General features: G+C 52.9%; 16 protein-coding genes and 1 tRNA gene. 11 read left to right on the top strand and 6 right to left on the bottom strand.

Annotated elements, in window-relative coordinates:
• Window positions 1-42 precede the first annotated feature (42 nt).
• Window positions 43-117: transfer RNA gene (locus VOI21_RS22220), tRNA-Phe, on the top strand.
• Window positions 118-237: 120 nt separating this feature from the next.
• Window positions 238-1,530, top strand: a complete 1,293-nt coding sequence (locus VOI21_RS22215; protein ID WP_323772157.1) for a DUF6538 domain-containing protein — start codon at window positions 238-240, stop codon at window positions 1,528-1,530.
• On the opposite strand, the gene VOI21_RS22210 is transcribed toward VOI21_RS22215, so the two are convergent.
• A complete protein-coding gene (locus tag VOI21_RS22210; RefSeq protein WP_323772156.1) occupies window positions 1,499-1,693 on the bottom strand; it encodes a hypothetical protein in 195 nt (64 codons plus the stop codon). The genes VOI21_RS22215 and VOI21_RS22210 overlap by 32 nt on opposite strands.
• A 317-nt stretch (window positions 1,694-2,010) precedes the next feature.
• Between VOI21_RS22210 and VOI21_RS22205 the strand changes: the two genes are divergently transcribed.
• Window positions 2,011-2,343, top strand: a complete 333-nt coding sequence (locus tag VOI21_RS22205) for a hypothetical protein (protein WP_323772155.1) — start codon at window positions 2,011-2,013, stop codon at window positions 2,341-2,343.
• Here the strand turns inward: VOI21_RS22205 and VOI21_RS22200 are convergent.
• The 3 genes from VOI21_RS22200 to VOI21_RS22190 form a co-directional block, all read right to left on the bottom strand.
• The gene (locus VOI21_RS22200; RefSeq protein WP_323772154.1) at window positions 2,332-2,970 is read right to left on the bottom strand and encodes a hypothetical protein; all 639 of its coding nucleotides are present in this window, start codon (window positions 2,968-2,970) and stop codon (window positions 2,332-2,334) included. The two genes, VOI21_RS22205 and VOI21_RS22200, sit on opposite strands and share 12 nt — an antisense overlap.
• Before the next feature lie 138 nt (window positions 2,971-3,108).
• Entirely contained in the window at window positions 3,109-3,477 is a 369-nt protein-coding gene (locus VOI21_RS22195; protein WP_323772153.1) for a hypothetical protein, read from the bottom strand.
• 24 nt (window positions 3,478-3,501) lie between these two features.
• Window positions 3,502-3,873 (bottom strand): DUF3768 domain-containing protein, encoded by a 372-nt coding sequence (locus VOI21_RS22190; protein WP_323772152.1) that lies wholly within the window; start codon window positions 3,871-3,873, stop codon window positions 3,502-3,504.
• A 239-nt stretch (window positions 3,874-4,112) separates the two neighbouring features.
• Between VOI21_RS22190 and VOI21_RS22185 the strand changes: the two genes are divergently transcribed.
• Window positions 4,113-4,736: a hypothetical protein gene (locus VOI21_RS22185; protein ID WP_323772151.1), complete on the top strand. Its 624-nt coding sequence runs from the start codon at window positions 4,113-4,115 to the stop codon at window positions 4,734-4,736.
• 40 nt (window positions 4,737-4,776) lie between these two features.
• Window positions 4,777-5,415, top strand: coding sequence for a DUF6900 domain-containing protein (locus VOI21_RS22180; protein WP_323772150.1), 639 nt, complete (start codon window positions 4,777-4,779; stop codon window positions 5,413-5,415).
• Here VOI21_RS22180 and VOI21_RS22175 read toward each other — a convergent pair.
• Window positions 5,412-6,458 (bottom strand): hypothetical protein, encoded by a 1,047-nt coding sequence (locus VOI21_RS22175; RefSeq protein WP_323772149.1) that lies wholly within the window; start codon window positions 6,456-6,458, stop codon window positions 5,412-5,414. The genes VOI21_RS22180 and VOI21_RS22175 overlap by 4 nt on opposite strands.
• A 14-nt stretch (window positions 6,459-6,472) precedes the next feature.
• Window positions 6,473-7,603, bottom strand: a complete 1,131-nt coding sequence (locus VOI21_RS22170) for a toprim domain-containing protein (protein WP_323772148.1) — start codon at window positions 7,601-7,603, stop codon at window positions 6,473-6,475.
• Window positions 7,604-8,051: 448 nt separating this feature from the next.
• Between VOI21_RS22170 and VOI21_RS22165 the strand changes: the two genes are divergently transcribed.
• The 6 genes from VOI21_RS22165 (at window position 8,052) to VOI21_RS22140 (ending at window position 19,704) form a co-directional block, all read left to right on the top strand.
• Entirely contained in the window at window positions 8,052-11,297 is a 3,246-nt protein-coding gene (locus VOI21_RS22165) for a helicase-related protein (RefSeq protein ID WP_323772147.1), read from the top strand.
• Entirely contained in the window at window positions 11,294-12,061 is a 768-nt protein-coding gene (locus tag VOI21_RS22160) for a DUF4391 domain-containing protein (protein ID WP_323772146.1), read from the top strand. Before VOI21_RS22165 ends, VOI21_RS22160 begins: the two co-directional genes overlap by 4 nt.
• A 14-nt stretch (window positions 12,062-12,075) precedes the next feature.
• Window positions 12,076-13,971, top strand: a complete 1,896-nt coding sequence (locus VOI21_RS22155; RefSeq protein ID WP_323772145.1) for a site-specific DNA-methyltransferase — start codon at window positions 12,076-12,078, stop codon at window positions 13,969-13,971.
• A gap of 12 nt (window positions 13,972-13,983) precedes the next feature.
• Window positions 13,984-16,989, top strand: a complete 3,006-nt coding sequence (locus VOI21_RS22150; protein WP_323772144.1) for a type III restriction-modification system endonuclease — start codon at window positions 13,984-13,986, stop codon at window positions 16,987-16,989.
• A 24-nt stretch (window positions 16,990-17,013) separates the two neighbouring features.
• Entirely contained in the window at window positions 17,014-19,221 is a 2,208-nt protein-coding gene (locus tag VOI21_RS22145) for a hypothetical protein (protein ID WP_323772143.1), read from the top strand.
• A 168-nt stretch (window positions 19,222-19,389) separates the two neighbouring features.
• Window positions 19,390-19,704, top strand: coding sequence for a hypothetical protein (locus tag VOI21_RS22140; protein WP_323772142.1), 315 nt, complete (start codon window positions 19,390-19,392; stop codon window positions 19,702-19,704).
• The last annotated feature ends 96 nt before the right edge of the window (window positions 19,705-19,800 follow it).

Genomic DNA, 19,800 nt, shown 5'->3' with positions numbered 1-19,800 from the left:
CTCGGCTAAACCGCCTCCACCCGAAGGAAAACCTTCTCCCGTGCCCGGGTAGCTCAGGGGTAGAGCAGTGGATTGAAAATCCTCGTGTCGGTGGTTCGATTCCGCCCCCGGGCACCATTAGCTTCAAGAGCAAACGGCACTCCGTCCCTAAGTAGTTGGGACCATTGGTTTCTATTTTCGTCTTCGCCACCCCGCAAATCGCGCTTGTAGCTCGATTTGTAGCAAGCGAGGAAAATCATGAGAGGGCTACATCTCAAGCAGATCCGAGACATCTGGCATTACCAGCGACGGCGTCCCGTCCGCTATCGTGACGTTGAGTCCAGAGAACTCATCCGCTTCTCGCTCCATACCCGTGACTTCGCCGACGCTAGGTTGCTTGCCGCTCAAATCTCACGCGACCTCGATCAGGATTGGTACGATGCCAAGGAGCGGGGCGTGTCACTGTGCGCACAAGATGCCGCCGATCGCTACCGCGCTGCCGCTGCCCTGCAACACCTGCACGGGTTAGTGCCCAAAGCAGCCTCTGATCTAACCGATGGGGATCTGCTGGATAGGCTGCGCTTGCTAATCCTCGGACAGCATAGCGCTCCGGAACAAAAAGCGATCTTGGGCATGATGCCCGAACCTGAGTTCTCGTTGGGAGACGCCTTTGATCGCTTCTGGGACTACATCAAAGACGAGTGGAGCCGGCTCAGTCACGACCAGCAACGCGTCAAACGCAACATTTACCTCAAGGCCATACGCAGCTTTGAAGAAGCCGTGGGCAACATTCCATTTTCTCAAGTGGAACGCCGTCACGCCGTTCAGTTCCGTAGTTGGTGGGTGGAACGGGTCGAGGCTAAGGGCCTCAAGCCCTACACAGGCAACCGTGAGATCAATTCTCTCCGGCGTCTGTTTGGGGTGAACTACGACATTGACGGACTGTCTAAGTCCAATCCCTTTTCAGGGGTGCGCCTGAAAGAAACAGCTGAGGTGTCCCGCATTCCTTTGGAAACCGAACAAATTCGCGCCCTCATCAAGCCCGCAGCTTTACCAAATCTTGCTTCTGATTTTATGCGGCTCGTACACCTGTTGGTGAACACCGGTATGCGCCCGGTCGAAGCGATCGGGTTGGAATTAGATGACGTGATCCTGGAGCACGAGGTTCCGCATGTCCACGTGCGCAAGAACGCGGTGCGCGGGCTAAAGACCGATCATTCTGAAAGGCTGCTGCCGCTTCTCGGGGTGTCATTGGCTGCCGCCGAGGAATTGGTGGTGGCAGGCGGCTGGGGGAAACGGCTGGGCAAAAATATGTACGCCACCAGCATCATCAATCGTAATCTGCGCGATAGCGGCATCGTCACTGACAAGCGTCAAAGTTTGTATAGTCTGCGCCATTGGTTTCAGGATCAACTGACCAAGCGTGACGTTGTGGACCGAGCGCAGGCGCAGCTTATGGGGCACAAATTCCAGCGTCCGAAATATGGGTATGGGAAAGACCTAACTGAGTTGCGCGACATCATCGCGGCGTTTTCGATCCCAACGCCATAAGGCGATTACGCGATGCATTTAAACCGGACTGCGCCTCGTAAATCATCTGCAGGCGTGCATGCAAGTGAAGCAGCGTAGCCTCTTCGTCGGGCCGCATGTGCGGCAGGAGGTTGGCGAGCAGTTGCTCCATTTGCGCGAATTCTTGGGGTGTCAGAATGCTCATGCTCGGATCATGCAGGGCCATGCGCGCCAAAGTCAGAGACGGAGTTTCGTCCCGTTTTTCCAAACATTCAGTCTGTTAGGAGTTGGACAGGTCAAAGCCAACCCAAGGAGAATGCGTATGCATCACAAGAAAAAACGCCCCCGTAACCGAAGAGCCGGTTGCAAGCTTTGCAGGCCTTGGAAGATCAACGGAGTCCGCTCTGATCATCTCGAGGGAGAGAGCTTCGGCGATCTGCGTCGTCGATACGCCCAGTCGCCCAACGATCCCGAAACTGTGCAAAATTGGCGGTTTTCGCCTTCGCGCATACGCTGAGAAAAATGGAAATCCCGGAAAGGTGTGAACGAGCCGAGTATGAAATCTATCAAATGACATGGCGGGATATCGCTGTAGAAATCCGGCACTGCCCAAGTTGGTTCTCGGTTCCGGAGGATGGTTTTGTCACCCAACACATCGAGATTCGCAGTGCCGAAAAACGCCTGCTACCGATCACGGAAACAGGCTACCGGTCGCATTTTCTGAACGGTGCAGACGCTTTGGCCGAGTTTGACCACGATCCTGTCGCCTTTGTGTTCTGGTGGCTGGACGAGGCCGCTAAAGATCCGAGCTGGACGCGAATGGAAGAGGACGATCGGCAAGGCTCACTCTTCTGAAATCTCGAAATCCGCTGTCAGTTCACGTTGAAATCTTCGGTGCGCATCCATAGTCAATTTGACCTTAACGGTTGGCAACCCGGCAATCGGAGTGTCACTGGATTCGCGAACGCGCGCCAAAGCTTTTTCTGTGTGGGCAAGCGTGCGCCATGGATCGTTGTGTTCTAGATGATAACGCAGTGAGGCTAAGTCTCGGCTGGCGTCCTCGATATCTTCGAAGACCTTTTCGGTATCTGGGTCGGGCCGTTCCCCGCACAGCGCGCGGATCTCTTCGTGCGCCCGCCACAGCGCCCCCTCGGCGGTCATAAGGGTTTGGTATTCGCGCGGTTGGATAGCGGTCTCACCGATGGCATTAAATTTCGAAACTGCCGACTGCAGCTCACCATGAAAAACCTCAACATCGGGCTGGCTTCGGTCCCAACTGGGACGACTGATCGTAAGCATCACCCGCGTCGCGTAGTTTTCCCGCACTGGTTCGATACGGTAATGGAAGGACCGATCGGCATGGGCTTCAGCGTCCTGGGTCAGATAGGTCGACCCCCCGCGATCCTTCAGGACCGCGATTACCGCCGCCGCAAAATCCGCCGCCTCAAAACGAGGGAGATCCCAGGCGAGGCGACGGGCCATGGCGATGTGCCGAACCAGACCGTGGGGTCCTTCGGGGTAACCGTCATGATGCTGATAGAGATCGAAGTTGTCGCGATCATCAGCGACTGTAATCGTGGCGCGAGTAGACATTTTAAGCGGTGAAAAGAGAAGAACGCGCTACCACCAGCAGGAATAGAAGACCTTGGCGCGAGTTTGCAAAATAGCCCGCGCCCATTGGCAGAATTCCAGATCGCGGGTGCGGTATTCCGAGGCAGATTCGTCCTGAAACTGATGGCCATAGAAAAAGCCACCGGGACTGGCCGGTAATTCGCCGTGTTCGACCATAGCTTGAAGCGTGGCGATGTCTTCGGACTGCAGCTCCAGTTCGGCGCAATTCAACTCGGCGGCATCGGTTCCAGTTCGGGTCACAAACAGCTGCTCCATAAATTCCTGCAGCTTGGCGTGTTTGCGCCAAGTAAACTGGGGTTGCACCTCAGCGGCGTCTTGTTCTGGCAGCCGGGTGTAAGCGTATTGGTCAAGGCCCATAAGGTTGGGGATTATTAATTGGCCTCAGTATTCCGAGGCGAGCAAGATGGTCAGGACGCGGGTGGTGACGGTTGGGTCAGCGGGGTTGGGGGAGCCGTATTCCAGGTTCTGGTCATAGGCGTCGATCTTAAACATCACGCGTTCGTCGTCCTGATCAAACAGGCCAAACTCATGCGTGCCGTAAGGGTCGTTGTCTTCGCTGAAGTCGTTGAACTCGCGCACGGCCTTGAGGATCCGGTATACGGTGTCTTCTGCTAGGGCTTGCACGCCTTGTGTCATGACCACGCGCCCGCACGAGAAGGTCCGGCGCAGGTTATCGTTTAGGGTGCGAATGGCCCGGGTTTCGGCGTCCAGATCGTCAGCTGTCTCATGAAATTGGTCGGGGGTTTCGGTCATCGGGTGTGGTTACTAAACAGAAACAGCCTAATGGGTTGAATTTTGTCCGTCGAGTTTTGCACAACTGCCGGTCGGAGGGTGTGGCGGATCCTGCTTGGTTTGGGTCGGAGTAAGAAACGACCAAGCCTGCCACGCCCTGGTCAGGCGAAAAGGATTTGCCCCTGCGGGTTCCTCCTTGACGCCCGCCCTTTGGGGGCGCGGCGCGTGGTCGGTGTCTTATCCTTTAACCCAAACAAGACATGACTACCCTTTCAACCCGGCCCCGGACTGGCAGCTCTGCCAAACCGCGCGCGACGTATCAATCGCGCCCCGGACGCGCGCCGTTCGAGTTCTACCCAACCCCGCCAGAAGCCACCCGCGCCCTGCTTTCGGTGGAAAGCTTTGACGGACCCATCTGGGAACCCGCCTGCGGTGACGGGGCTATCGCCCGCGAACTGACCAAAGCTGGCTACGACGTCACTTCCACCGATCTGATTGATCGGGGTTTTGGAACCGGTGGCCAAGATTTTCTCAAGTCGGCCACCCCACTGGCGAAACACATCGTCACTAATCCGCCCTACGGGACACACGGCCTGGGTGACGCCTTTGTCCGACGCGCCCTGATCCACGCCCGTCAAACCGGCGGCACCGTGGCGATGCTGCTGAACCTGCGCAGTTTAGCCAACCCTGACCGGCATCAGAAGTTCATCAAGACCCCGCCTGCCGCGCTCTATTTCCTTGATGATCTGACCTGCTGGCCGATGGGTAAACCGACCTCAACCACCGCCCGTATCGCCCGCCAACAGTACTACTGGGCCGTCTGGAAACCCGGCCACACCGGTGCTCCAACCTGCTGGTGGCTCTCCACGCGGGATTTCAAATAATCCCGTCTATTCATCACCTAATCTTTAATCACTTCATATCATGAACCAATTCCAACCATCACAACCATCAAACTTCGCGCCACGTTACCCAATGCTACACTTGCGCCTGGTAGGAGAAGACGGCAATGCATTCGCCATTCTGGGCCGAGCCAGCAAACTGTTGCGCGACCACAGGCTCGACAAAGACGTCGTTGACCAATTCTTGGCCGAAGCTCGAACCGGAGACTACGCCCACCTGCTGGAAACCTGTCAAAACTGGTTTGCCTGCGATCAAGCCTTGTCACCTGACGCTATCCTAGCAGACATTGCTCTGCAGCATCTCGACATCGAGACGCTCGAAACCCAGAACCGTGACGGGCTCGACTTCCATGAAGTGTCCGTCTGGTCGTTGAATGAAGCGCTATTGCGGGCCTTTGAAGCTGGTAAATCAGCGGCAGAAACCCCGGTAGCTGACAACCGCGTGACGTCTGACCTGCGGATCGATTTGCTCGAACAAATTGCCCAAACAGCAAAGACCGACGCTGAACGCTTCGTCGCTCATACCAGCTGGACCACCGAAGATCCTATGGCCACGTTACGGGCCTTTGCCGACACTTCTGCCTCCAACGCGTTGACGCCCCAACTGGCAAAAGCGGCGCAAGATATTCTGCGCCGCTTACGGATCGATGACACGGCCTAGGACCGGGTCATCGTTTGTGTCCGGCGCTGCAACAGCAGGGCCGGACCGAATAAGGCCCCCAGTTCCAGACTGATAGCCAAAAACAGCGGCAGGAGGATTTGCCGGTCGCCTCCAAACAGACCCAAATTTTCGAAGGTTTTAATCATACGCGCGAGCAACTCTGAATTGCCTTGCTCGGCTTCGGTCAGGGATACGATCCGATCGAGTACTGCCTGGGCTTCGGCAACGGTCGTCTGGAATGCCGTTTCCAACTCTGCAGCAATCCGACCGCAGCCACCCCGTGCGCATTCTTGCCGCCACGCCGCCTCGTCCTGCGCTGCTCGTTGCAACAAGCTCTCGTGTTGAACGCGGAGCGCTTCAAGGGTCTGTGCCCGTGTATCCGCGTCGCGATTGATTTCTGCGCCCAATAGGAAAGAGGCTGACAAGATCGACGTCGTTGACAGCACGGAAACCGGGGATAAGGTCAACGCCATGCTGAGCGCGATAGTGCCCAGAGCATACCGTCCGCGCCCGTTCAAATAGAATCCGATCATCACAAAACCGGGCCGCATCATATCGAGTGCCATGACGCCCATGGTGAACAAGATTTGAAATTGTGCCGCCTCGCGCCCAAGCTCCCAAGCAAAGCTGGCGTTCAGCCCGACCAGCGCCATCAAGAGCGTCAAACACGCTACCGCGCCGATGGTCAGGCGGCCATGCTCGGCCCACCGATCCAATCGGTTGGAGGGCAGCATAGTTGCCGACGCGCTCGACAGTGCTGGAACGAGTGGAATGGTTTTTTGAGGCAAACGCAGCTGACCAAACGACGTCAGGTGCCAACTCTGGGCGGTGCCATCAAAATCAATCCAGCCCGCTTGCTTGAGGTGCTGCATCACCCGACGAACAAAGTCGCCATCTTGAGCCGCGTTGATCCCTTGGTCGACCAGCGCATCACCGAAAGCCGTCTTGGAAAACCCCTGCTCCGGCACAGCTTCCAAGGCTTTGATCATAAGCGTCTCAGACAGGGTCACGCCCTTGATCTGCGCCATCTTACTGACAGACATCAGAAAACTCCTTCCTAAATTAGATTCTTGGCGCGCAGCCAGACCAGTTGTTCCGTGGAAAAATCGGCCAGATCGTCGGTTCCAGCCGGAATATGAACATCGCCGCGAGACGACCGTCCGATGGGGGCGTTCCAGTCGAAGATAACCGGCTCCAGGCCCACTTGACGCAGAGCGTCAGCCGCCTTGATCGCGCCCTTCTGCCCCGCGTCATCACGGTCAAAGACCACGCGCACCCGCTTAGCTCCGTAAGTCTCTGCCATGTGTTTGAGTTTGTTGGCCTGCTGTTCCGAGAGCGACGCCCCGAAGCAGCCCACCACGTTGCGCAAACCAGCCTCAACGGCTTTGGCGACGTCAAACGGCCCCTCGGTCAGGACAATCGCACCGGTTTCCTGGATCTGCTGGGCGGCGTCTTCGTGCAGCTCGATCATCTCTTGAGCGTACAGTTCGGCCGATTTGTGAAAGCCTGGGTAAAACAGGTATTTTGGGTCGACGTCGTCGGTGGTCGCTCGCCCGAAATGGCTCAGGATGACCCGCTTGGGTTCGTTTGGTTTCTTGGTGGTCGATCGGGCGTCTGCCACCTGAAACACAACCCGACCCTTAAGAGGGGAGCGCCCCTGCGGTAGGTAGCCAATCCCGAGCAGATCGCAGGTGGCTTCCGAGATCCCGCGTTCAGCCAACCACGGGTGGTATTCGCACATTTTCAGGAGGTCCTGGCGGATGGGTTCGTTGACCAGTTTTTCTTTTTGACTGGCGCGGGTCATCGTACGCTTGACGCCCTGTCTGACAGTGTCCCGCTGGGCGGTGACAGGCTTTGACAGATCGACCGACGCATGCGCCCAGCCGCGTTCAAGGATCAAGCGTCCGGCTTCGTAGCAGTTGCCGCCTTCCAGGCGTTGCACCAGCTCGATCGGCCCGCCACCTTCTCCGATGGAGAAATCGTACCAAACGCCGCCCGCTGCCATATGGAAGCTCGGTGTCTTCTCGTCATGGAACGGAGAAAACGCCCACCAGTCGTGCGGCTTGCTCTTCTGTTCTGCCTTGCGCAGCCCCAGACCGGCAAACAAAGCTTGCCAGTCGATCGACGCTCGGATCTCGTCCAAGTTTTCTGGCCCAAGCCGTACGGTATCGGTTACACGGTTGTTCATGTGGAAGTACCTGTCACGGATGCCGAGAGCCCGTCAGGGACGGAGGTCCGTCTTCAGATCATCCCTGAGCGTACGTGTGGTGGATGGGTTGCCAAGTGTTTCAAGGCTTTGTGCAAGAGGGGAGCGGGGAACATGATCGGGCAAAGCACGAGAGGCGCAGCGCTACCGGCAAAGCCGATTTTCTCCTCACAGCGGAGCGCGATGCTTATTTGGCAGAGCCACAGCGGCGGTGCTTTGGCACCGCGCAAGTTTGCATGTCTGCACAAACAGCCCGGTCGCAGAGCAACACGAGGCCGATTTGATGCGACATACACCTTGCCAAGGGAGGGCCCTTGGAACCCCGTACGGAAGCACAGCGCCAAGCAAAGCGCCGTGAAGAATGTAAGCGAAGTCTTGCTGGTGAATTCTATGAATTTCAGTACGATAGTCCCAATCAAAGAAATCACTCATGACCAACGGCGAGAGCCCGGCATCGACGGCAGACACAGGACATCAAGCTTTGTTACTAGACAATAAGAGCCACGGTAGGGTTGTTGACGAGCTGAGACGCTCGCTCAACGATGAATCCAAAATGGCAGTGCTGACCGGGCTCTTTTCAATTTATGGGTACGCAGAGCTTCGAGATGAACTGCGGAAAATCAGCACGCTACGTCTTTTGTTGGGCAACGCCGAGACAGTCAAAATTGATAGCTTGGCCGGGAACCGAGACGAAACAAGTCTACGGAACAAATTAGACCTTCAGCGGGTCGCAAGCGAGTGTGCGGATTGGGTGAAGCGCAAAGTAGATGTGCAACAGTTGCACGGCAGCACGATCGCGCAAAACATCTTCCACATCGCGAATGAACACAGCGCTCCTACGGCAATCTCGGGAAGCTCGGACTTCACCGCAGCGGGACTTGGATCCGTGCCGTCTCGGTCATTTGCGATGAATACGGTGACCCACGACCCGGCGGCGACCGAGCAACTCCTTAGCTGGTTTGACACGATTTGGTCTGATCCAACAGCCGTACGTGAGGCGAAGGCAGAACTACTAGAGGCGCTAGATCAGCTGGCACGTGACAAGCCCGCTAGTCAGATCTATTTTGCGACGTTGTTCAATATTTTTAGGGACTTCCTTGAAGACATAGACGAAGAGAGCATCATCCGGTCGAAAACCGGCTTCAAAGACACGATTGTTTGGAACAAGCTCTATAAGTTCCAAAGAGACGGCGTGTTGGGCGCGATTGACAAGCTTGAACGCTATGGCGGCTGTATCATCGCCGACAGTGTCGGCTTGGGAAAAACATTCGAAGCCCTGGCAGTGATCAAGTACTACGAGCTACGCAACGATCGTGTTTTGGTCTTGGCCCCCAAGAAACTGCGTGAAAACTGGACCGTCTACACGGTCAATGACAAACGCAACCTGCTGGCAAAGGATCGCTTCAGCTATGACGTGCTCAATCATACAGATCTGAGCCGCTTGGCGGGAAGATCCGGTGAGATCAATCTCGAAACTCTAAATTGGGGAAACTACGATCTTGTGGTGATCGACGAGTCTCACAACTTTAGAAACAACAACCCTCGGGTTGATGGCGTCACTCGATACCAGCGCTTAATGGAAGATGTGATAAAAAGTGGGGTCAAAACCAAAGTCCTGATGCTTTCGGCAACACCGGTCAACAACCGGCTCAATGACTTAAAAAACCAAGTAGCCTTTATCACTGAAGGTCGAGACAAGGCATTTGAAGATGCAGGCATAGCCAGCATCGAAGTGACTTTGAGGCGGGCGCAGGCCCAGTTTAACGATTGGCTCAAGCTACCCGAAGAAACCAGAACCAGCGAACGTTTACTTGAAACGCTAAACTTCGGCTACTTCAAGCTACTCGACCTGTTGACCATAGCGCGCTCAAGGCAGCACATCGAGAAATATTACGACGTGACTGAGATCGGGAAATTTCCCGAGCGCCTCAAGCCGCAGAACATTAAATCCGACATAGACATGGCCGGTAGCTTCCCAGCTTTGAAGGAAATCAATCGTTCGATAAAAAAACTCAGCCTCGCTGCTTATGCACCGCTGGACTACGTGCTGATCGACAAGCAGGAAGAGTACAGTCGAAAGTATGACCAACAGGTCGCTGGTGGAAAATCGACACTCAAACAGGTCGATCGTGAACGAAGCCTGATCCATTTGATGCGAGTTAACATGCTGAAGCGCATGGAAAGCTCAATCCACTCTTTTGCGCTCACAGTGGGTAAGGTCCATGGTCAGGTTGTCGATTTCCTTAAAAAGATCGACGAGCACGAGGCGTCCGAAGTCGAAGAGCTATCCATTGAAGATATTCAAGTGGACGCTGCGGACCTCGATGACTTGATGATCGGTCGCAAAGTGAAAGTTCTGATCCAAGACTTGGATCTTTTTCGGATGCGGCAGGATCTTGAAGCAGACCGTATCTTGCTAGAGTTTTTGCTAGAGGAAGCTCGCAAGGTTACGGCGGACGAAGACGCAAAACTTGACCGGCTAAAGAGTTTGATCCTGGAAAAGAGCCAAAGCCCTATCAATGAAGGCAACAAGAAACTTATTGTTTTCACCGCCTTCTCAGACACGGCTGAGTATCTGTATCAGCACATCAACGCATGGGCGCTGCAAGCCTGTGGTCTTCACAGCGCCTTGGTGACAGGTGGCAGTGGCAACAAAAAGTGCACTTTGGCCGGTATTTCGCGTGACCTGAATGGAATCTTGACCAACTTTTCGCCCGTATCAAAAGAGCGCGACAAGATTGACCCAGACGCCACCGACGAAATCGACATCTTGATCGCCACGGATTGTATTTCAGAAGGGCAGAACCTTCAGGATTGCGACACCCTGATAAACTTTGACATCCACTGGAACCCAGTGCGAATCATCCAAAGGTTTGGGCGCGTCGACCGGCTTGGTTCAAAGAACGACGCAATTCAGTTAATCAATTTCTGGCCGAACATGGAACTGGATGAGTACATCAACCTTGAGGCCCGAGTGAGCGGTCGAATGGTTCTGTTAGACATCTCTGCGACGGGTGAGGAAAACGTCATTGATTATGATGAAAAAAAGCAGATGAACGACTTAGAGTATCGTCGTCGGCAAATGCAGCAGTTGCAGGATACCGTCCTCGACTTGGAAGACATGGACGGAAACGTCTCTATCACCGACCTGACGCTCAATGACTTCCGTATGGATCTGTCAGGCTACTTGAAAGAACACTTGGAAGAACTTGAACGCACGCCTGCCGGGCTGCACGCTGTGGTTTCAGCCTCTGCCACAGAGGCCGTTCCCGGAGTTATCTTTTGCCTGCGTGACCAAACTAGCACGGCGCATGCGAATGAAGGGTATGCGCTTGCGCCTTACTTCCTCGCCTATGTCGCGGAAACCGGCGACATCGTGTTCAATCACCTGCAGGCGAAGAAGAGCCTAGACCTGTTGAAAAAGCTTGGCGCAACCGCGACAGAGCTTGATCAAGCTGTGATCGAGACGCTGAATTCTAGCACAAAGAACCTGCGGAACATGCAGCCCTACAAGGATCTTCTGGCGATCGCGGTGGAGAGTATCGTCGGAAAAACCGAGGAAAAAGGCGTCGAGAGCCTGTTTGCCCGTGGCGGCACGACCTTGTCGGCCAGCGGCGGCGCTGGCTCTGGTGACTTCGAAGTTGTGAGTTTCCTGATCATAAAGGCAGCCGCATGATCGACGCCTTTTTCGAACGCCTTCGCATCCCGGATAGCTGCCGCTTGGACAAGCCGCTTTTCAAGAAGCTGTTTCTCGACAACGCGGACCTAAAGGCTGCGGACAAGAATGCGCTGAGCGAGGATGTGTCAGGCATTCGTTGGCGCTACACCTTGAAGCCGAGTTCGATCAATATCTCGGCGTTGAAAGACGACGAACGCGACTACGGAGAGGTAGCAATCCTGTCGGTTGACCTGTCCAGCCCGACCCGCGTGAAGCGGCTGGCCAACTTCATGCAGCAAGCGATCCCTTATCCGCTCTTGTTGGTGTTTCAGCATGAGGGCAAAGTGGCGCTGAGTGTCGCGGGCAAGCGGATCAATCAGGCGGATGCGTCCAAGATCGTGGTGGAAGAGCGCTGGCTGAGCCCGTGGTTCGACCCAACGACGCCAACCGGGATCGAGGCTGCGTTTCTGGATGCGGTGACCTTGTCGAAACTTCCGGCCACGAACTTCTATGCCCTGTATCAAGGGTTGCAGGCGCAGGTTATCGCGTTGATCGCGGCGGAACGTACTGGACAATTCCAAGCGGCCTCGGCCAAGGTTGCGCCGATGCACCGTGCAGCGCTGCACAAGATCGACGGGCTGGAGCGGGAGATCGCGGAGCTGCGCAATGCGTTAAAGCGCGAAAGCCAGATGGCCCGAAAAATCTCTTTGAATTCCGAGATCAAATCCCGGAAAGATGCTATAGTTCAACTTGAAGCCGATTTGATCGGCACTTCCCAATAATAGATAGACCGAGCATGCAAAACGTTACCCCACAGGACGGCCAAAGCGCTGACATTATCTCTGAGAATATTGAAAAACTACAAGAGATGTTTCCCGATGTTTTTACCGAAGGCGGCGTGAATTTTGATGTTTTACGCCAGTTGTTGGGTGATGCATCCCTTCTCGACGAAGGTGAAGAGAAGTACGGCTTGAACTGGTATGGTAAAAAAGCAGCGCGTAAGATTTCTTTGGCTCCCAGCACTGGGACGCTCTTGCCCTGCCATAACAAAAGTATCGATTGGGATACGACACAGAACTTGTTCATCGAAGGCGACAACCTCGAGGTTCTGAAGCTTTTGCAAAAGAGTTATGCTGGACAAGTCAAAATGATCTTTATTGACCCTCCATATAATACCGGCGGAGAATTTATTTATCCTGATAACTTTGCTGACAATCTTGACACTTACCTTAAATACACAGGGCAATTGACTGATCAAGGGCAAAAATTGTCATCGAATACAGAGAGCTCTGGGAGATATCATACTAATTGGTTGAATATGATGTATCCTCGCTTAAAATTAGCTAAGAATATGCTTGCAAGCAATGGAGCAATATTCATCTCAATAGATGATAACGAGTGCGGAAATCTCGAGCAGATTTGCAACGAAATATTTGGACGCGAAAATTTTGTTGCGAAAATTGTTTGGGAAAAAGTTTATACACCAAAGAGTAATGGACGGGTTATTTCGACGGACCATGACTACGTCTTAGTGTATTGTAAAGGACCAGCCTTTTTTGAAAGTGGATGGAACTATCTTCCACGATCTGAAGAGCAAAGCTCTCGTTTTTCAAACGCTGACAACGATCCTAAAGGGCCGTGGAGAACATATCCCATGGACGTGCGCACTGAAAACTCACAGAAGCGCGAAAAATATCGCTACCAAGTAAAAACGCCGTCTGGTCGTCTTGTTAAACCGTCACCGGGGCGTCATTGGGCTCTGCCTGAGGCAAAGTTCCTTGAAGAGCTCGAAGCTGGTCGAATTTACTTTGGAAAGGCTGGTGACGCTATGCCGACCAAAAAAGTATACCTTTCGGAAGCTCGTGATGGCGTAATCGCCAGAACATGGTGGAGCTACAAAGAAGTTGGTGGCAACCAAACTGCCAAACAAGAATTGATTGATTTGTTTGAAGGTGATCCAGGGTTTTTGACGCCAAAACCGATATCACTAATTCGCAGGATGCTTCATCTGACCGCTTCAGAAGACTCCTTGGTTTTGGACTTTTTTGCCGGGTCTTGCTCAACCGCACACGCAGTTCTTAAAGAAAATGCCGAGAGCAACAGCCGAATGCGTTATATCTGCGTTCAGTTGCCTGAACCTTGTGACAGAGGGACTGCAGCACATCAGGCAGGATACACGACTATTTCGGCGCTAGGTGTCGAGCGAATTAAGCGAGCTGCGGAACGGATAAAAAAAGAGCATCCTGCTTTCAATGGTGACCTCGGTTTTAAATTTTTTAAACTCTCAGGTTCGAATATACGAGCTTGGAATCCAGATCGTACCGATCTTGAAGAAAGCCTGCTTTCCCACAAAGAACATCTTGTCGAAGGCCGGACGGAGCAGGACGTTCTATATGAACTCTTGCTCAAACGCGGGATCGAACTGACGGTGCCTATTGAAGAGCGGCAGGCTGCGGGCAAAACGATCCACAGCATCGGCTATGGCGTCCTCTTTGCGTGCCTCGATAGGTCCATTGCCGCCACAGATGTCGATAAGGTCGCCCAAGGCATCCTGGACTGGCAGAAAGAGCTAGCCCCGGAAACCGATACACATGTCTTCTTCCGCGACAGTGCCTTTGCCGACGACATCGCCAAGACCAACATGGCCGCCATTCTGGAACAGAACGGCATTTCTCATGTCCGTAGCCTTTAAGATCGATTTCCCATGTCAAAAATGAAACTGCATTTCGAAGACGATCTGGACTACCAGCAAGCCGCCATCGCGGCAGTGGTGGATCTGTTCAAGGGTCAAGAAATCTCCCGCTCTGAGTTCACGGTGACCTACCGCCCTGAAAGCGGCCCGCAAGGAACGCTTGGCCTGCAAGAAAACGAATTGGGTGTTGGGAACAGGCTGCAGCTGGTCGACGACGAGCTTTTGGAAAACCTAGGCGACATTCAGCTGGCCAACGGTCTGGCCCAGGACTCTGTGCTTCAGTCAGGTGACTTCACTGTCGAAATGGAGACCGGAACCGGGAAAACCTACGTCTACTTGCGTACGATTTTCGAGCTGAACCAAGACTACGGGTTTACCAAGTTCGTGATCGTTGTGCCCTCGGTGGCCATAAAGGAAGGCGTCTACAAGACGCTGGAGATTACTCGCGACCACTTTGAAAACCTCTATCCCAAGGCCAAGGGGTATGAATATTTCCAATACAACAGCTCGAAGCTGGGACAGGTGCGCAACTTTGCCACCAGTTCGACGATCCAGATCATGGTCACGACGGTTGGCGCGATCAACAAGAAGGACGTCAACAACCTTTATAAAGAGAACGAGAACACCGGCGGCGAGAAGCCCATTGACCTGATCAAGGCAACCAACCCGATCATCATTGTGGACGAACCCCAGAGCGTTGATGGGGGCCTCAAAGGGGCCGGTAAAACAGCGCTGCAGGCGATGAACCCTCTTTGCACGCTGCGCTACTCGGCAACGCATATCCAAAAGCATCATATGGTCTATCGGCTCGATGCAGTTGACGCCTACGAGCGCGGACTGGTGAAGCAGATCGAGGTGGCGTCTCTGGAGATTGAAGGCGGGCATAACAAGCCGTTCGTCAAACTGATCTCAACCCACAATCGGCAAGGCACAATCACGGCCAAGGTCGAGTTGGACGTGGCGAGCGGGAAAGCCGTCAAGCGCAAGATTTTGACGGTCGAAGACGGTGACGATCTGGAGCAGCTGGCAAACCGAGCGATCTACGAGAACATGCAGATTGGCACGATCACCGTCGGTCCTGCAGAGACGATAGAGGTCAAAGGCCCGGGCCTGGACAAGGTATTGAAACCCGGCATGTCGCACGGTGGCGTCGATCCAGATGCACAGAAGCGCTTGATGATCCGACGAACCCTAAAAGAGCATCTCGACAAGGAGCTTCGGTTCAAGGAAACCGGTCGGCCCATCAAAGTGCTGAGCTTGTTCTTCATCGATACGGTGGATCACTATCGGCAATACGATGAGGATGGGAACCAGGTTAAGGGCAAATATGCCCAGATGTTTGAGGAGGAGTACGCCAAGCTCGCCAAATCATCAGAATACCAGACGCTTTTTGGATCAATCGATTTTGAGGCGGAAGCCGCTGACGTGCACGATGGCTACTTCTCCATCGATAAGAACAAAAGGTGGACCGAAACCGCAGAGAACAACCAGGCCAACCGCGACAATGCGGAGCGCGCTTATAGCCTGATTATGAAGGACAAGGAAAAGCTCTTGAGCTTTGATACGAAGCTCAAGTTCATCTTCTCCCACTCAGCTTTGCGGGAAGGTTGGGACAATCCCAACGTGTTCCAGATCTGTACGCTCAGGGACATGAACACCGAACGGGAACGTCGCCAGACAATTGGCCGGGGCCTTCGTCTTGCTGTCAACTCTGACGGAGCCGAAAAAGGTCGGCGGATACGTGGGAACGACACAAACACGCTGACCGTTATCGCCACCGAAAGCTATGAGGAATTCGCAAAAAACCTGCAGACTGAGATCGAAAAGGATACCGGCATCAAGTTTGGTGTTGTTGAGCGACATCAATTTGCGTCGGTACAAGTGAAATCGGAAGATGGATCACTTCAGCCTCTGGGGGCAACCGCATCCGAAAAGCTGTGGGAGCACCTAAAGGCGGCGGAATTGATTGATGGGAAAGGCAAGGTCCTAGACAGCCTTCGAACGGCTCTCAAAGACGGTACGCTCCAGCTGCCCGAGGAGTTTGAAGAACACGCCAGTCAGATAGAAGGCATTCTGAAAAAACTCGCGGGTCGTTTGGACATCAAGAACGCGGATGATCGCAAAGTTATTCGAACCCGCGAGGCAGTACTTGAAAGCCCTGAATTCAAAGCTTTGTGGGATCGGATCAAGCATAAGACGACCTATCGCGTTGAATTCGACAACTCGAAGCTTGTGGAGGATGCCGCAGAGGCCATCCGAAAAAGCGAGCCGATCACAAAAACCAGAGCTCGCTTCAGAACCGCAGGGTTGGAAATCGGCAAGGGCGGCGTTTCTGCAAAGGACGGACGCCAGGGGGCGTTTGCGACAATCAATGAAGACGATATCGAACTGCCCGACATTATCACTGATCTTCAGGACAAGACACAACTGACACGTAACAGCATCGTCGATATTCTACTGAAGAGTGACCGCGTGGAAGATTTCAAGCGCAATCCGCAGCAGTTCATCGACCAATGCGCCGAAGCTATTACCCGCACCAAGCGCTTAGCGCTGGTTGATGGCATTCGTTATCAGCGCATTGGCGACGATCACTACTACTGCCAACAACTTTTCGAACAGGAAGAACTGAAGACCTACTTGAAGAATGCGATCCAGACGGAAAAGTCGGTTTTCGAGTATGTGGTCTACGATTCTGAGGGTACGGAACGCAAATTCGCCGAGGATCTAGAAGCCAACGAGGCGGTGAAGGTTTATGCCAAGCTTCCGGCATGGTTCAAGATTCCGACGCCGCTGGGCACCTACAATCCAGACTGGGCAGTTTTGATAGACGAAGACGGAGCCGAAAAACTATACTTTGTTGTCGAGACAAAAAGCAGCGGTTGGTGGGATGATCTTCGTCATCAGGAAGGAGCGAAGATCAAGTGTGGAGAGAAGCATTTCGCTGCGATTTCTATCGATCCTAATCCAGCTAAATATATCAAGGCAACATCAGTGGACGGAATGATGAAGCACACCTAATACTTAAGCAAATCGGAACACACCATGGCAGACACCCTAAAGATCGATTTAAAATGGTGTTATGGCATCAACAAGCTAGAGGACGAGCTTAGATTTACCCACAAAGGTCTCGCGATCTATGCTCCGAATGGTGTCATGAAGACATCGTTCGCCAAAACACTGAAGGATCTATCTGCCGGAAAGGTTCCAAGCGATTTGGCGTTCCCGGAGCGTAACAGTAAGTGTGAAGTAACACTAAATGGGAACGCACTTGAGAGAAATGAAATATTTGTCGTCAACTCCTACGATGAAAATTACTCCTCGGGGGAGATTTCTACCTTATTGGCCAACGCTGATCTGAAGAGGCAATATGAGGAAGTCCACAAGAAGATTGGAGCAGCAAAGAGTGCCCTAGACAAGCGTCTTAAGGAATTCTCTGGGTTTGGTGAGCGCTCTCGGACGGCCATGGACCCAATAATAGAAGAGATATTCGGGCTTCCTTACTATGACGCACTTTTGGCACTGGAGGACGAGATTTCTGGTGCGATAGATACCGACTTCGACGAAGCAAACTACAAGGTCCTTTTCGATCCCAAGGTCCGCGAACTGCTGCAGGCAAACGATGCTGCAGAGATCGTTGAGGAATTCGCAAGAAAATATGATGAACTGACACAAAATTCACCGGTCCTTCGCCAGGATTTTCAGTACCACCATGCACATCAAGTGCAACAGCAACTTAAGCTGAATAACTTTTTCGAGGCTGGCCATAGCATCAATCTTCTGGACAAGTCCTCAGCCGTAAAATCTGAATTCACTTCTAGCCAAGAACTCGAAGAACGCATTGAGGCGGAGAAGGCCGCGGTGCTAAATGATGCCGAATTGAAGGCCAAATTTGAGGAGTTCAATGCGAAACTCAAGAACAAGGAGCTTCAGGCGTTTCGTGATTATATCACCCAAAACCAGCATCTATTGCCCGAGATGCAAAATCTGGGGGAATTTGAACGCAAACTTTGGGTCCAATACATGTTTAAGGCGCATGAAGAATACGAAGCACTTTTGACTGAGTATAAGTCAGGTCAGGATGCGCTGAGAACTATAGTTGCTGCTGCTAGCGCAAATCCAAACGACTGGGATGTTGTAATTTCCGATTTCAACCGCCGCTTTCTTCATCTTCCATTTGAGCTCCGAGTGGAAAATAAAGCGGACGTGATACTGAAAGACACGGCACCATCTATAGAGTTTTCGTTCCGAGATGGAGAGCAAGAAGCCGTTTACAAGGATAGTCAGCGAAAGGAACTTCTAAGGATCCTGAGCACAGGTGAGGCGCGCGCGCTCTACATTCTTAATATCATGTTTGAAGTCTACATGAGGAAGAAGCTCCGTAGGAAAACTCTTTTCATTTTTGACGATATATCGGATTCCTTTGACTACAAAAATAAGTTCGCCATTATTGATTATCTGGAGGATGTGACGAAAGTTGAAGATGTAGATTTTCTAGCTATTGTACTGACGCATAATTTCGATTTTCTGAGGACTGTAGAGAGCCGGGGAATTTGTGCCTCACATCAGTGTTTCATGGCCTCCAAAACGCCTGACGGTGTAACGCTTTCGAAGTTCAAGCGTTCGGACATACGAAACCCGTTTGAAAAATGGAAAGAAAGGCTGGCTGAAAGCGTTATCCAAGTGGCTTTCATTCCGTTCCTCAGAAATGTTATCGAGTATTCTCAAGGCGCAAAAGATGCTGCTGGTACGGACAACCCAGACTATCTCACGCTCACTCGGATGGTGCACTTCAAAAATGAATCTGCAGCTCTAACTATGGGAGATTACAAGCAGATATTTGAAAGAGCATTTCCCAACGAAACGTTCCCTGCTGTTGATGAACATATATCAGTGCTCGATTTTATACTTATAGTTGCGGACGACTGCCTAAATCAGCCAGATGGAATAAACTTGGAGCACAAGATTGTTCTCTCGATAGCGACACGAATTCGTTCGGAAAGATATATGGTGCGGAAAATTCGAGAGGTTGAAGATTCCTACGACTCTTCGCGAAAACAGATGGGGAATTTGCTTGGCGACTTCAAAACCACCTACAATAATCTTACCGATGAAATACGGCTATTGCAGAGAGCGAATTTGATCACCCCCTCGAACATCCATATCAATGCGTTCATGTATGAACCCATTTTGGACATGGGATTCGGAGAGTTGAAAGAGCTATATGAACGCGTGAAGGTGGAGCTGCAGTAACAGCTTTCAAATGTACTGATAACAATAGCCCGCGCTGTTTTCTCGGGTAATGGCGCCGCGTGCTACTGCTAAACATTCGGTTTCGGCGGAATACCGTCCCTTTCGGCGATCCTAATTCTGCACAAAGTTTGCTGCAACGAAATCGCAGCGGTAAACTGGCAGTATAACATGACATCTAAATTGAATGGGATCGGCCAAACTCTGAGTCAGAGCTTGCGCTTGTCTGCCGATGAAACCCACGAACGCGAGAAGGCTGAAGAGGTTGAGCGGGCTGCGTACCGGCGCACCTACTGGCAAGGGTATGCCAAGAAGGTCAAACGGATTTTCGGCACCGTGACGCCCGACGAATATGAGGCCGTCAAACAGCGTGCTGACGAGGCTGGACGATCTGTTTGGCGTCAAGTTTGGGCGGAGTCGCAGGCGTACTGGCGAGCCCAACCATTGGCAACGGGTGTGAACAGGCATGCAACATTGACCCCGTAGCGGGGTGATCGGCGTCCAAAAATGACCCCCTTACACTGATGTGGATGATGCCCCCGAGGTCATCGGGGAGCACAGTGTGGGATGTTGGTTGTGGAG

The organism is Antarctobacter sp. (genome assembly GCF_034670325.1).
Taxonomy (GTDB): Bacteria; Pseudomonadota; Alphaproteobacteria; order Rhodobacterales; family Rhodobacteraceae; genus Antarctobacter.
Note: the sequence above shows the minus strand (reverse complement) of the source record. Positions and strands in the feature narration are given on the sequence as shown.

Bases quoted from the DNA above. Each gene is read 5' to 3' on its own strand.
- VOI21_RS22215 (WP_323772157.1), top strand. From the start codon at position 238: ATGAGAGGGCTACATCTCAAGCAGATCCGAGACATCTGGCATTACCAG.
- VOI21_RS22210 (WP_323772156.1), bottom strand. From the start codon at position 1,693: ATGAGCATTCTGACACCCCAAGAATTCGCGCAAATGGAGCAACTGCTC.
- VOI21_RS22205 (WP_323772155.1), top strand. From the start codon at position 2,011: ATGGAAATCCCGGAAAGGTGTGAACGAGCCGAGTATGAAATCTATCAA.
- VOI21_RS22200 (WP_323772154.1), bottom strand. From the start codon at position 2,970: ATGGCCCGTCGCCTCGCCTGGGATCTCCCTCGTTTTGAGGCGGCGGAT.
- VOI21_RS22195 (WP_323772153.1), bottom strand. From the start codon at position 3,477: ATGGGCCTTGACCAATACGCTTACACCCGGCTGCCAGAACAAGACGCC.
- VOI21_RS22190 (WP_323772152.1), bottom strand. From the start codon at position 3,873: ATGACCGAAACCCCCGACCAATTTCATGAGACAGCTGACGATCTGGAC.
- VOI21_RS22185 (WP_323772151.1), top strand. From the start codon at position 4,113: ATGACTACCCTTTCAACCCGGCCCCGGACTGGCAGCTCTGCCAAACCG.
- VOI21_RS22180 (WP_323772150.1), top strand. From the start codon at position 4,777: ATGAACCAATTCCAACCATCACAACCATCAAACTTCGCGCCACGTTAC.
- VOI21_RS22175 (WP_323772149.1), bottom strand. From the start codon at position 6,458: ATGTCTGTCAGTAAGATGGCGCAGATCAAGGGCGTGACCCTGTCTGAG.
- VOI21_RS22170 (WP_323772148.1), bottom strand. From the start codon at position 7,603: ATGAACAACCGTGTAACCGATACCGTACGGCTTGGGCCAGAAAACTTG.
- VOI21_RS22165 (WP_323772147.1), top strand. From the start codon at position 8,052: ATGACCAACGGCGAGAGCCCGGCATCGACGGCAGACACAGGACATCAA.
- VOI21_RS22160 (WP_323772146.1), top strand. From the start codon at position 11,294: ATGATCGACGCCTTTTTCGAACGCCTTCGCATCCCGGATAGCTGCCGC.
- VOI21_RS22155 (WP_323772145.1), top strand. From the start codon at position 12,076: ATGCAAAACGTTACCCCACAGGACGGCCAAAGCGCTGACATTATCTCT.
- VOI21_RS22150 (WP_323772144.1), top strand. From the start codon at position 13,984: ATGTCAAAAATGAAACTGCATTTCGAAGACGATCTGGACTACCAGCAA.
- VOI21_RS22145 (WP_323772143.1), top strand. From the start codon at position 17,014: ATGGCAGACACCCTAAAGATCGATTTAAAATGGTGTTATGGCATCAAC.
- VOI21_RS22140 (WP_323772142.1), top strand. From the start codon at position 19,390: ATGACATCTAAATTGAATGGGATCGGCCAAACTCTGAGTCAGAGCTTG.